Annotated in this window: 14 protein-coding genes; 4 read left to right on the forward strand and 10 right to left on the reverse strand. The window is 36.0% G+C overall.

Annotated features, from left to right (window positions below):
- Positions 1-4: 4 nt before the first annotated feature.
- The gene (locus BK580_RS18100) at positions 5-1,429 is read right to left on the reverse strand and encodes an MBOAT family O-acyltransferase (protein WP_078381698.1); all 1,425 of its coding nucleotides are present in this window, start codon (positions 1,427-1,429) and stop codon (positions 5-7) included.
- A gap of 38 nt (positions 1,430-1,467) precedes the next feature.
- Positions 1,468-2,028: a DUF4358 domain-containing protein gene (locus BK580_RS18105; protein ID WP_078381699.1), complete on the reverse strand. Its 561-nt coding sequence runs from the start codon at positions 2,026-2,028 to the stop codon at positions 1,468-1,470.
- Positions 2,029-2,304: 276 nt separating this feature from the next.
- Here BK580_RS18105 and BK580_RS18110 point away from each other — a divergent pair, with 276 nt between their 5' ends.
- Positions 2,305-2,631: a hypothetical protein gene (locus tag BK580_RS18110; RefSeq protein ID WP_078381700.1), complete on the forward strand. Its 327-nt coding sequence runs from the start codon at positions 2,305-2,307 to the stop codon at positions 2,629-2,631.
- A gap of 48 nt (positions 2,632-2,679) precedes the next feature.
- Here the strand turns inward: BK580_RS18110 and wrbA are convergent, their stop codons facing one another.
- From wrbA to BK580_RS18130, 5 genes are all read right to left on the reverse strand, one after another.
- Positions 2,680-3,291 carry an NAD(P)H:quinone oxidoreductase gene (wrbA, locus tag BK580_RS18115; RefSeq protein ID WP_078381701.1) on the reverse strand — a complete coding sequence of 204 codons (612 nt, stop codon included), beginning with the start codon at positions 3,289-3,291 and terminating at the stop codon, positions 2,680-2,682.
- A 121-nt stretch (positions 3,292-3,412) separates the two neighbouring features.
- Positions 3,413-3,811 carry a DoxX family protein gene (locus BK580_RS18120; RefSeq protein WP_078381702.1) on the reverse strand — a complete coding sequence of 133 codons (399 nt, stop codon included), beginning with the start codon at positions 3,809-3,811 and terminating at the stop codon, positions 3,413-3,415.
- A gap of 429 nt (positions 3,812-4,240) precedes the next feature.
- Positions 4,241-6,166: a S8 family serine peptidase gene (locus BK580_RS18125; RefSeq protein ID WP_078381703.1), complete on the reverse strand. Its 1,926-nt coding sequence runs from the start codon at positions 6,164-6,166 to the stop codon at positions 4,241-4,243.
- 230 nt (positions 6,167-6,396) lie between these two features.
- Positions 6,397-6,546, reverse strand: a complete 150-nt coding sequence (locus BK580_RS23710; protein ID WP_169865106.1) for a hypothetical protein — start codon at positions 6,544-6,546, stop codon at positions 6,397-6,399.
- Positions 6,547-6,558: 12 nt separating this feature from the next.
- On the reverse strand, positions 6,559-7,860 hold the full coding sequence (locus tag BK580_RS18130; RefSeq protein WP_169865109.1) for a helix-turn-helix transcriptional regulator: 1,302 nt from the start codon (positions 7,858-7,860) through the stop codon (positions 6,559-6,561).
- A gap of 299 nt (positions 7,861-8,159) precedes the next feature.
- Between BK580_RS18130 and BK580_RS18135 the strand changes: the two genes are divergently transcribed.
- Positions 8,160-8,672: a MerR family transcriptional regulator gene (locus BK580_RS18135; RefSeq protein WP_078381705.1), complete on the forward strand. Its 513-nt coding sequence runs from the start codon at positions 8,160-8,162 to the stop codon at positions 8,670-8,672.
- 22 nt (positions 8,673-8,694) lie between these two features.
- Here the strand turns inward: BK580_RS18135 and BK580_RS18140 are convergent, their stop codons facing one another.
- A complete protein-coding gene (locus tag BK580_RS18140; RefSeq protein WP_078381706.1) occupies positions 8,695-8,982 on the reverse strand; it encodes a hypothetical protein in 288 nt (95 codons plus the stop codon).
- Positions 8,983-9,096: 114 nt separating this feature from the next.
- On the opposite strand from BK580_RS18140, the gene BK580_RS18145 reads away from it, so the two are divergent.
- Positions 9,097-10,404 (forward strand): ATP-binding protein, encoded by a 1,308-nt coding sequence (locus tag BK580_RS18145; RefSeq protein ID WP_169865112.1) that lies wholly within the window; start codon positions 9,097-9,099, stop codon positions 10,402-10,404.
- A gap of 134 nt (positions 10,405-10,538) precedes the next feature.
- The gene (locus BK580_RS18150; protein WP_078381708.1) at positions 10,539-10,781 is read left to right on the forward strand and encodes a hypothetical protein; all 243 of its coding nucleotides are present in this window, start codon (positions 10,539-10,541) and stop codon (positions 10,779-10,781) included.
- 63 nt (positions 10,782-10,844) lie between these two features.
- On the opposite strand, the gene BK580_RS18155 is transcribed toward BK580_RS18150, so the two are convergent.
- Together BK580_RS18155 and proC are read right to left on the reverse strand one after the other, a co-directional pair.
- Positions 10,845-11,909 carry an SDR family oxidoreductase gene (locus tag BK580_RS18155; protein WP_078381709.1) on the reverse strand — a complete coding sequence of 355 codons (1,065 nt, stop codon included), beginning with the start codon at positions 11,907-11,909 and terminating at the stop codon, positions 10,845-10,847.
- A gap of 262 nt (positions 11,910-12,171) precedes the next feature.
- Positions 12,172-12,990: a pyrroline-5-carboxylate reductase gene (gene proC / locus BK580_RS18160; RefSeq protein WP_078381710.1), complete on the reverse strand. Its 819-nt coding sequence runs from the start codon at positions 12,988-12,990 to the stop codon at positions 12,172-12,174.
- Between the last annotated feature and the right edge of the window lie 21 nt (positions 12,991-13,011).

The raw sequence follows: 13,011 nt of genomic DNA on the forward strand, positions 1-13,011 counted from the left end.
CTCATTAGAATCGAAAATAGAGAAATGGATTAAAGGATTCATCCACTAAATAGGCAATGGATAATAATAATATCAACTGATAATATACTAACAAGATAGCCGTGATTGTAAAATTAAAAGCTCTTTTATTGATCCATTTTTCACTAGATTTCCGTATCGTTATCATTACGGGAGTAGCTGCAATAATAAGAATGACTAATAAGATAGAATGAGTATACAAGTCATATAGAAACTGAGCGTCCATTAGATGATTGCTTGTAAATCCAAACATAATTTTCAGATATGCTATCCCCTGCATATAATCTTCAAATACAAATAAAACCCAACCGACCAGAATAATAAGTATTAAATACATATGTTGCAGAATTGGATTCCATCTCTCCATTATTTTTAACCATCCAGCTTTTTCAATAGCAATAATTAGTCCGAAGTATAAACCCCAGATGATAAAATTCCAGCTCGCACCATGCCATAAGCCTGTTAATCCCCATACGATAAATAAATTTCTAATGGTGATATACTTTCCACTCTTACTACCACCTAGCGGGATATAAAGATAGTCTCGAAACCAAGTTCCAAGTGAGATATGCCATCTCCGCCAAAACTCTGTCACACTTCTTGCTATATAAGGATAATGAAAATTTCTCGGAAAATTAAAACCGAACATCTTCCCTAATCCCATTGCCATGTCTGAATATCCACTAAAATCAAAATAAATTTGAAAAGCAAAAGCAATGATACCCAGCCAGGCAGCAAATACCGTCAACTCACTAGTTTGTTGGCTTTGAATATTACTCCAAAGTAGACCAATATTATTAGCTAACAGAACCTTCTTTCCTAATCCAATTGAAAAATAGTTAATTCCTTCTACAAACTGCGCCGAATTCCATGTTCGATGATGAAGCTCATTGGCAATCGATTTGTACCGGACTATCGGACCAGCAATAAGCTGGGGAAATAAACAAACATACATAGCCAATGCAATCGGGCTTTTTTGTGGAAGTACTTGTCCACGATACACATCAATAGAATAGGACATCGTTTGGAACGTATAAAAGGATAATCCTATTGGAAGCGGCAAAGAAAGTAGTGCAATTTCTGTTCCAAAGAATTGATTTAAATTTATAACCAGAAAATCTGCATATTTAAAAAACATCAATATCCCAATATTAATAACGATAGAAGAAATGAGTGCTACCTTCGCTTTCAACGGTTGCTTATTACGATATTTATAAATGACTAGTCCATGAATATAATCCGTAAAAGCGGAAAAAAGCATAAGTAATATATAAACTGGCTCTCCCCAAGCATAAAAGACGAGACTAACACACAATAATACGATATTCCTCATTTTCTTCGGACTCACATAATAGAGCAAAAGACTGAGTGGCAAGAAAAAAAACAAAAAGGTTAAGCTACTGAAAACCACATGACCACTTCCATTTTTTTAAGTAGAAACGACCATCCTTACTCGAAATAACTATCAAAAATAGCCTCAATTTCATCAGGATTTTGAGCAGTCACATACAATAAGTATTTTCCATTCGTTTTAATCACATTATTTTTTACTTTTTCATATTGATCAGGTAAATATTGTTCCCATGTTTGAATTTGTGCTTCCTTTTCTCTTTCCAAGGCTGCTTTCAGTGAATCCACATGTTCCTTTTCCTTCGCTTCAAAAAGAAAGATTTCATCTGAATTAACATTCATCATTGCAGCTACTACATGTCCACTCGCAAGCTCTTCCTTGTTTAGTTGCATTTTTTCAAAATAAATCGCGACCATTGGATCCGTTTCATCTGCTTTCACTAAATCTGCTTCTATATATCCTTGTAAATTCCCATCCACATACACATCGTCGCCCGCACCATTTGCTTTCATATCTTCTGCTAACTGTTCTTTTATTTCATTCAACATTTCCTCGGTGGAGATATTCACATCCTTCTCCTTGTTCTCCGCGTTAGAACCGCAACCTGCAAAAATAAATACCAATAAACTTAACATTACTAAACTACTAAATCTTTTCATGATGTCCTCCTATTAGTTGAATATTTTTGGTTTACATTAATGTTAGACGGAAGTTTTCTAGGTTGGTTACACTTCTTCTTATTTTTGGAGGTTTTTTTGGGGCTGAATATTATGGGAGAGTGGAAGTTTTCATTTATATATGTGGAAATTTTTCTTAAAGACCGCTTTTTTGGAACAAACAACGTTATTTTATATTAAAATCCAACTGAATCATCATAATATTCCACTCACACATTCTTTTGTCCTGGGATATATATAACAAAAAGGAGTTTTACAATGGAGATGTATGACTACATGATGCTCATAAATGTGCTAGTTATTGTTTCTTCTGTGATAATCAGTTATTTCTATGTCTCACAGATGGTTCTGAGGAAGGGAGCTTTCATGTTTCATACAATGATTAGTCTCTCATTTGTTGTAATTACATGGTTTATTACTACGACCATCTGGTATTTCATTACTTTTCATGTTGATGAGCTTCTTTATATAAGCGGCATGCTTTTCCATATGATTGTTATGTTATTATGTATCACCGTGTTGATTGCTTATTTGATCGTAAGGCGCCCTTTATTATTGAGACACTATAAATCAAAGAGTAATTAAAAATACTCCTCACCCCCTTATTTTTGGAGGATGAGGAGTATTAATTATTTATTGCATTCCATTCTTCACTGCACTTGCAACTTGAATCGTACGTCTTGCTTGGTGCTTCACTGCTGCTGTTACATCTTCCTTCCAGTTACCCTCTTGATCAACGGTAACACTAGTTCCGTATGGATTACCCCCAGCTGCATAAGCTGAGTTGTCCGTGTAACCTGGGGCAACAACTATAGCACCCCAGTGGTACATCGTTGTATAAAGTGAAAGGATAGTTTGCTCTTGGCCACCATTAGGATTACTTGCAGATGCCATGGCACTTACCACCTTATTCGTTAGCTTCCCTTGAAACCAAAGTCCCCCTGTTGTATCAAGATATTGTTTCATTTGAGAAGGCACATTCCCAAAGCGAGTAGGGATACTGAATATAATCGCGTCTGCCCATTCTAAATCACCTAAGGTGGCTGTTGGGACATCCTTCGTATCTTCTACATGAGCCTTCCATGCAGGATTTCCTTCAATTACTTGTTCTGGTGCTAACTCAGGAACCTTGATAACTTTCACTTCTGCTCCTGCCTCAATTGCTGCTTCTTCAGCTGCTTTGGCAAGCTTATAATTGGTTCCTGTTGAACTGTAATAAATGATCGCTAATTTTACATTTGACATTTCACTCTCTCCTTTTCCTTTTAAATCCAAATATTATCATTCCATTTCCTAGCATATTTATACAAGAATTCATCTTACTAATTAACTCAGTACCCTTTTATCTCGAATTCAAACTATATATTTAAAAGAAAAGAGCATCGATCGCATAGTTACCTGCACCCATAAAAGCGAAAGCAATCGCAACCACTAATAATATTAAGTTGTATTCATACCCACCCGAAGTTGCCCAAAATCCGTTAGCAGCATGGACCTTGAAAATTGCTACAATCATTGTTCCCGCTAGAATGATTCCAGCAAACGGAGTAAACAAGCCTACTACTAATAAAAGTCCACCTATAAATTCAGAAAGCCCTGCGGCCGCTGCCATTGGTTTCCCCGGCTTAATGCCGATTGATTCAAAGAATCCTCCAGTCCCCTGGATACCGTGTCCTCCAAACCACCCAAACAACTTTTGCGCACCGTGTGCCATAAAGGTTAATCCAACCACTATTCTTATTAATAAAAGACCTATACTTAACATTTTATTTTCTCTCCTTAAGAAGTTTTATTTTGAAACCATTGAAAATTAATATCTTGATTTCGAGATAATTATATTCGAGATATATAGTGTGTGTCAACCTATTTTTTTCGCAAGGATTGTTAGGCTCTATGTTCATAAATCAAAACCGTAATGCTTTTATTAGAAAGCAAATAATTGACCTTTTAATCAAAGGCTGTTTTCGCATACTTTGTTGCTTTTCGTAAATAGAAATCACCCCGTCATAAACGTTGCAATCGTGCTCTTTTCCATCAGTAATGAAAGTACTCTCATCAATTTCCCAAGCAAAATGACTGGTAAAAAGTCCAAATACCGACTTTTTACCGACTTAAAGCAACAACCTTTACGAAAAGAGCCTAATCAAAAAAAGAGCTGCTGATATATTCATCAACAACTCTTCCTTCCAATATTTTAATGTACAATCGCTAAAGAAAAGGTTTGCGGACCTACTGGTACATTGTAAGCCTGCACTTCGACTGTATACGTTCCGCTTTGAGGAGCATTGATAAACACATTTTCCACGTTGTTTCTGCCATCCCAATTGTTATCATACGGTGCTGTAAAGTCATTTCCGACGTATTTAGTTCCATTTGGTGCAGTGATTACTAAGTCTAAATCATTCACTAAAGTTAGTGATGCCGTCGTGCTACCTGGTGCATCTGACCAAACAAGTGATATTTTTAAGGGTTTACCAGCTTGAGCCGTAAACGAATATGTTGCTTTTTGACTTGTTGATAAAGGGCTCGTTTCATTCACAAATGCGACATTTAGGGATTTATCTAACGTTACTCTTCCCCATCCTTGGTTACCATTTGGAAAGCCAAGTCCAACATCCGCAGCACCTGCAATTAAAGCAGCTTTTAAAAGGGAAGGCTTAGGAGTTACCCCTCTATTTTTCACAAAATGCTCCCTTAATTGTGCAACATTACCTGCTACAATTGGAGTAGCCATAGAAGTACCACCCATGTAGGCATATTTACTATCATGGTTTGCCCAGAATGAGGAATCTGGAGCTAATGATGATCTAGCAGAGAGAATATACGTACCTGGTGCCATGACGTCCGGCTTAATACGTCCATCTCTAGTAGGACCTCGTGAAGAGAATTGAGCAACATGGTTAATATTATCCGCATAAGATCCGAAGCTTGGACGTAGGTTTTCGGTTGCCCCAACTGTAATCGCATTTTTTGCTGTTCCTGGTGCACTGATTGTACCGCTACCTGGTCCCTCATTTCCGGCCGCAAAAAGAATCGTCATATCATTTTTTCTCACATAATCATCAACATTTCGAGAGTCTGTCGTATAGGCACCGTTTACTGGAGCCCCCCATGAATTCGTATGAATTCTCGCTCCAGCACTATATGCTTGACTGAATAATGTTTGTAGATTAGCAGGTAGTCCTCCCAGCCCTCCACCACTATCCATAATAGATTGAAAGACTAGATTGGCTTGCGGTGCCATCCCTTTATTTGTAGCATTTCCTAACACAGATCCAGCAACATGGGTTCCATGTCCATTTGGATCATTGGCGTTATTCGTTCTGCCCAGTGCATATAGTGCGGTAATCTTACCGCGGAATGCTTCATGCATCGAACTGTCATTTCTTCCTGTATCAAGCCCAGTATCAGCAACTGCTACAATCTGTCCTTGTCCATATAAGCCAAAGTTATTTTGTGCGACGTCTGCTTTCACAATGCCACGGGCCACGTCATTCAAAACTTCGTATTCAGGCTTTGGGGTTACGTATAATACATCATTATTTGTCGCGTATTGGGCAATTTGTTCCAATCCTCTTAAACGTACTTCTTTACTTCTTTGCTTTTTATCTAAAGCTACTGTTTCTACTAATTCAGAAGCTCCTCTGGAAAATAATTGCGGGTCTATTTTATATAAAGGTAAATATGGTTCAACCGATTCCAAATGCGCAATTGCGTTAGTTACGGCCTTTACATCCCCATCATATTCGACAATATAAGCGTAATCTGGTATGTAATCGAGAATTTTCGCTCCCGTCTTCTCTAGTTGAAGTTGCGTTTCCTCTAAAATAGGTCCGTCAAATTGAACGATATATAGCTTGTTATCCGCTGGAACTACTTCTAGTTTCTTTTGAATACTCTTTGGGATTTTCACATTTTCAGAGTTTACAAGAAAAGATGCCTTTCCCGTTTTTCCTTGCTTGGTGGCAGCCTTCTCTAGCGTAAGTGTCTCTATCCCCTTAAAGTCCAATTCAAAATTGTTCGCCCCAATAGTAGAAGGACTGCTTAAAGCAACAGAAGACAATAGTGCAGCAACTGATAAAACGGATAAAAAAACCCTCTTCGATCCTTTCTTTCTCATTCTATAGCTCAACTCCTCTCAATTTATAACACATCATTAATTTATCACAGGAAACAAAAACTTTATATTGGGAAAATTCAGATTAAAATAGCTTCATAATTCGCTTTTTGGGCTCATACTTTCCCAATGGAAAATTACTGTCAAGCCAGACTACAGCGACCATTCAATATTTTCTAAAAAAATGAAAGAAAAAAAGAACCCTCTCCAGTAGAGAAAGTTCTTTATTGTTTTTAACCATTTGGAAGCGGCTCAGGATGTTCATCTTTTAAAGCAGTAACCTCGCCATGTGCAATTACTTGAGGCTCTTGAATAGATTTTTCCAAAGTACCTACTAAAAAAAGAATTCCAACTAAAACTACAAGCAACAGTTTTTTTTTCATATTACCCTCCCCTTAGTATAAAAAAGTTTGCTTCTTTAATTCTTGGTAGCATAACGAATAGTAGTAGCTTGCTTTTTTGTATTTATAACAAGATTCAAAATAGATGGCGAGCCTCTCTGCATATTTAATAATTGGTTCTTTTAAATCTTGTTGTTGAAAAAAAGGTAAAACGACTTCTTGGAAATAGACATCAAGCTCATCCATATTGTCTGCTAGGACATAGTCAAAAATGGTGAAATAATAATGATATTCTACCAATTCGTCTGGACTAGTTAGCAAAGATTTCCCAATTTCTAACCATTTTCTACATTGAGTAGAATCTTCCATGTTATCGTATTCCATCAAAAGACAATAAATCGAATTTAATTTACTGTCTAACCCCCTATCCTCTTTTAAATAATAACTTTTTTCGAATTCTTCAATGGCTTGAGGATGTAATCTCTGTATAGAGTAAAGCTTGCCTAAGTTGTGAAAAATCAGAGCTTGCAGATACTTATTATTTAAGGACTCAGAAAGTTTTTGCGCTAATAAATAGCTTTCTTCTGAACGATCATATTCTCCAATACGGCGATAGCAAATTCCGAGGAGAACCTGACATTCAGCACTTCTTTTTAAATCATAGATAGCCTGGAAGATATGTAGGGCCTTTGTTGTATATGTAATACTTAGAGGAACTTTAGTTGTTTGACTATAAGTTAAGCCAAATAAATAGAATAGGTCCGCTTCTTCCGAACTGTCAAAGTTCGTATTTCTTTGTAATAGCTTTTCAGCAACTTTTAAATGCTTCAACGCATCAGCATAATTATTTAAGCGATAGGAAAATATAGCGTAAAATTTTTCAAAATAATAGTGCATTTGCAAATCAAAAATATCGTTAAATTGCTGGAGCTTATGTATTAAGAGTTTTGCCTGTTCTAAGTCTTGTAAATAAAGGTGGTATCTTAATTCAAACAAGACAAAGTACATATATGTTTTTGTATTCGCTGTCTGTATTTTTCTACCTAGTTCTTCATAGCTGTGCCTTATCTCATCACCATTACTAGTCATCATTAGTTTATACCATGCTATAAGTTCACTTAAGATGGTATCGTCCTGCTGTTCTATCAAGCTTACACCAAGTCTTTCACACAACAGTTGCAGTACTTCCTCACTAGGTGATGTTAGGTTATTTTCTATTTTAGAAAGATAGGAAACAGAGATGATACCCCGAGCTAAATCTTCTTGTTTTAAATTGCGTTGTATGCGAAAAAATTTCAATTTACTTCCAATATCCATTTTGGTTGTCTTGGCAGAATGTTGATCGACTTTTATCATATGGATCATTCCTCCGCAATCATTTTTATTCCGAAAATTCAGATTAATAATCACGCAACTATAAGTCTATGTGACTAAATCTTCCTTCTCTTTATTATAAAATGGATAAATGTATTTAGTAACCATTTTCTTATAGTTTTCTAGGCATATTTTTCATAGGAATATTTCCCCACTCTGTTTCATAGAATTATAATTTGTTATTTTTTCACTTTATTTGACGAACAGTAACTAGTTTTGTCTACCTAAAAGGATTTTGAGAGGAAATGTTTAATATTGATGTGTAAGGGAGGGATTATAGCATGGAATTAAAAACGCATGAAGTAGCAAGAGAGTTAGGGATGGCTCCAAGAACAATTCGAAAATGGGTAAAAAAATACAAAATTCCTTGTAGCAGAAATGACTATGGACACTATGTGTACGATCAAAAGGCCATCACTTTATTAGAAACCTTAAAAGCAAGCTCGGAAGTTGCTGGGACACTTGAGGTTTACGAGCATGTCCTCAAAAATAAAGAAGCTGCCTTAAACAATACTCATTCCACGGATTCTAAGGAGCATCAAATGGAAAAATTAATAGAAAGAATGAATCGTGCTGAGCAGCTATTAGATCAAAAAGCTGATGAAGTCGTATCTTATCAACTGCTTCAGCAACGAAAAGAAATTGAAGACTTGAATCGCAGAATAGAGAAATTAGAAAATGTCATCTTAACGCTACAAGAACCCCCTATCAAAAAATATGAACCTCCTCTCATTTTTGATCAGCCGATAAAACCCAAGCGTCGTGGTGTATTCCGTTCTATATTTGGACTGTAGGGAAGTTAACTTTCTTATATAGTTAGCTTCTTTTTTTGTTCTCTGCTTGTAAACTATCTAGAGCATGATTAAATTGTTTGATCAATAAAAGCTGGTCTGAATCTTCAAGGTTAGAATTAGTAATTCTTTTTATAGCAAGAAAATATTTTTCAATTGGTTGTTTTCTTGTTCTAGGATGGGTTAGTTCATCCTTTAACTCTACTTTAATGGCTTCTTTTAGTAGCTCCGTTTCTGAAACTCCTTCTATTTTTAAAGACCTGTTACTCCAAAGTTGTTGGTAAGCTATTAATAATTTTGTCGAATCCTCCAAGTTTTTTTCTCCTTTCTTCTTACAAATTCGTCAAACATATAGAATTTTCTTTCAATTTATGGTATTTTGTTAATGAATAATAGTACATATTGCATCTGGTTAAGGGGTCTCGTGATGAATTTACTGAAAGATATTCTACTTCAATTATTCTTTTTGTTTTTACCGACTGTAATTTACTATCATTTAAAGAATAGGGATCAACATACCTTATCTGAATTTAAGAGACAGATTATCGTTTTTTTGTATTGTTCTTCCTCGGTTATTCTTTGTATGCAATTTCCCATCGAATATCCGGAAGGTCTTTCCTATGACTTAAGCATTATACCAGTTATTATAGCCATATTATACGGTGGGTATCTTTCTGGCTTTTTAAGCATTATCGTCTATCTCACTAATTATATCTCTTTTGGAGGAGCAACTAGCTATCTACCTACATATCTTGCACTGCCAATCCTCGTTCTCCTACCAGCTATCTTACAACCTAAGTGGAAAGAACTTCCTAGAAAGAGTAAATATTTCTTTGCCTTTCTAATGATGTCTTTAAAACTCCCGTTACTTTATGTTTTTTTTATTTTTCAGAATGTAATAGGGAACCCGTCACATGATTTCATAGGAAACATTGTTCCCATTACTTTAAGTATCATCGCCCCTATTTTGGCAATACTTTTACTCGTTTATCTAATCGAATATTATTTTGACTTAGACGAATTACAAAAGCAAATGAAACGCATGAGAAGGTTACAGCATGTAAGTAATCTTGCAAAAGAGGTGTCAGAAGAAGTACATAAACCATTAACGATGATTAAGGGCTTTACCCAATTACTAGGCGCTGAACATAATAAAGTCAATAAAGAGTATGTGCCTATTATACTTTCTGAGCTAGATCGCGCTGAAGCAATTATTGATTCTTATATTAATTTAGCCAAGCCAGACCATTTTCCAGCTAGATCCCTTTCTTCCAAAGAACTGGTAGAAAATGTGATGGACGGGCTAAAAACATACGCAAAGAATAATCAAGTTTCTTTAGAAGAGCTTCAGGTTCGTAATCTACGCCTTCGTGGAAATATGGAGCTCTTATCAGAAAGCTTCACAAGTATCATTAAGTACTTCATCGATGCTACTCATTCCTCAAACGGAAAGGTTCTTATCAAGAATTACTTAAAAGGAAACAACGTAATTTTTGAAATAATAGATGTGAATCGAAAAACAAATTCTGAAGCCCTTGAATTACTTAAAAATTATTATTTTCATATGGAAAGTTTGCAAAATGAACGAATACAAACTGCCTTTTCGATTCTGTTTGCCCATAATGGGAATCTCTTCATAAAACGTAAACTCTTTAAAGGAAACCGCGTCATTATCACGTTGCCAGCCTATGTAAAAAAACGTAGTCCTGTAAACCCTAAGGTTGTTTCTTCATGAAAAAGTTGATTAGCTAGCAAATGCCACTTTCTGTATTTCGGAAGTGGTATTTTTTATTAGTGAACGGTATTTGTTAAAGGGTGTTGGGAATAATATAGAGTAGACTAATTATAGCTTAAGGGGAGTTTTCTATTATGGAACACCAAGACAGGAGACTGTTAATCACCGATGCAATTGCAAAGGAAGTTAATTTTGAAAATGAACCAAACCCATTACTCCATGAAAAAATGCAACAACACTTATCTATTATTCGTCAGGAACTTTCTGATAAATATCCAACCTCGTTAAAACAAGCACTTTCTCAACGTAGAATCGCGTTAAATCGAAAAAAACTCTCAAATTTATCAAATGAAGAGGAACATTACGAAGAAGCTTAACAAGCATTTGGCACAAAATCCCAAAAAAGAAGTTGCCATCCACTAAAGGAGACAACTTCTTTTTTATACATGCACTTTTCCCATATTAGGCTCAAAATAAGCCCTTACAATTATATTTAATACTTCATCTGTCATGTTCAAATGCGCTACTGGGCTTTCCGCAAGAAGTTCTTGAGTATTGGTATCGGCAAAAGAAATACTACGATCCAAATAAGGCTCAAATACATTTAACATTCCATTTAACTGTTCTTCCACTGGCGATAATAAAAAGCTTGTTCCTTTTTCGTATATACCTAAATCATCGAATTTTAAATGGTGTTTTATCGTATTCAAAATCTCTCTGTTCGTTGGTGGAGCTGGATTAATAACATTATAAATCGTATTTTTCTTTGCCTCAGTAGCAGCTATAGTTAAAATGTCTGCTACATAATCTACAGGTACTAAATTAGATGTCCCATTTTTAGAACCTACTAAATGCACCTTCTCCATGCTCGCTTTTCGTTCCAAGCGACGTTTGAACAACTCTAGTCCTCTCATAAATCCATATAAAGTGAACGCAGAATCCGCTTCCCCAGTTTTAGAATCTCCTACAATAATGGCCGGTCTAAAAATAGAAACATCCATTTTGTCTTGATAACGAAAAACCTCGTGTTCTGCTAATGCTTTACTCTCTTCATAAGGATTATTAAAGCCTTGATTCAGGTCATAGAGCTTCTCTTCCCCTTGATTAGAAACTCCCACGGTATATGCAGTACTCACATGTATGAATTTATCAGCTCCGATATTTTCCGCTACCTTTAATGCTTCTTTAGTACCTTGATAATTCATTTCCATTAACGTATCACGTAAATCATGATCAAATTTCACAAGCGCAGCTAGATGGTAGAAAATATCTATCTTATTCATTAATTGTTCCACGATGCGTTTAGGGAAGCCAAAATTAGGTTGAACGATATCCCCTTGTAAAATATTCACGCTCCCTTGTAATGAGAAGGGAAGGTTTTCTTTTAATGTATTAGCCTTGTCTAAGTTCCGTGCAAGTATATAAACAGTGTGACCATCTTCTAGTAAGTTACGAATTAACCTACCCCCTAGAAATCCAGTGGCACCAGTTAAGAAAATATTCATAAAAGCTCCTCCATCGGTAAAACATGATTTGCAATCAATTCTACTATAATCTTAATATAGAATCCTCCTTAAATCAAAACATGGAAAATATTGAAATTTGAGGGTCAAGCATGTGTTGCAAAAATACATGCCTTTTTATCATACACGAAAAGCTAACAGAATGGGGGCTTGTGTTAAGAAAAAGACATGTCAAATATAAGGTAAACATAGTAAAAGAGCACCTTTCCTTCTAAAATAAGGAAAATGCTCCATGTCTAACAAATTATTTCTGCTTTAAGGCAGCTAATTCCCTTGATTTCTTCGTGCAAGCCTCCATTGCAGATAGTACGGCTGGTCGGAGTCCATACTTTTCAAGAGCTATGACTGCTTCAATCGTTGCGCCACCCGGAGTACAAACATCATCCTTCAATTCACCTGGATGCCTTCCCGTCTCTAACACCATTTTAGCAGCACCCAGTACAGCTTGTGCAGCTAGTTTATAAGCTTGCTCTCGAGCAATTCCTTGTTGAACCGCTCCATCCGCCAATGCTTCAATAAACATATAGACATATGCTGGAGAAGATCCGCTAACAGCCGGAATCGCATCCATCAAATTTTCTGCCATTACTTCAACTCTTCCAAAGCTTTCAAATAATTGGATAACCGTCAGTAATTCACTATTACTCACTAAATCATTGGCACAAATTACACTCATGCCTTCTCCCACTAACGATGGAGTGTTCGGCATGACACGTACCGCTTTTATTGGTTTACCGAATGAACGCTCTAGAAAATCTAAGGTAATCCCTGCAGCAATAGTAATAATGACGGCGCCTTCTTTTACCGATTCCCTCATTTCTTCAATAACTTTCGCGTGCAAGTCTGGCTTCACTGCTAATAGTAGAAAATCTGCTTTTTTTGCTACTTCCCTATTGTGTAATCCTACCTGTATTCCATATTTTTCAGCTACCTTTTGTATCGTTTCTTCTGTCCGTGCACTTGCTAAGATATTACTGGATCTCACTAAATTAGCTTGAACTAATCCACCAATTATTGCTTGAGCCATTTTTCCACAACCGATAAAGCCAATCTTTTTCTCCATTTTCTGCTTCACTTCCTATTT

Source organism: Sutcliffiella halmapala (assembly GCF_002019665.1).
In the GTDB taxonomy this organism is placed as follows: Bacteria; Bacillota; Bacilli; order Bacillales; family Bacillaceae_I; genus Sutcliffiella_A; species Sutcliffiella_A halmapala.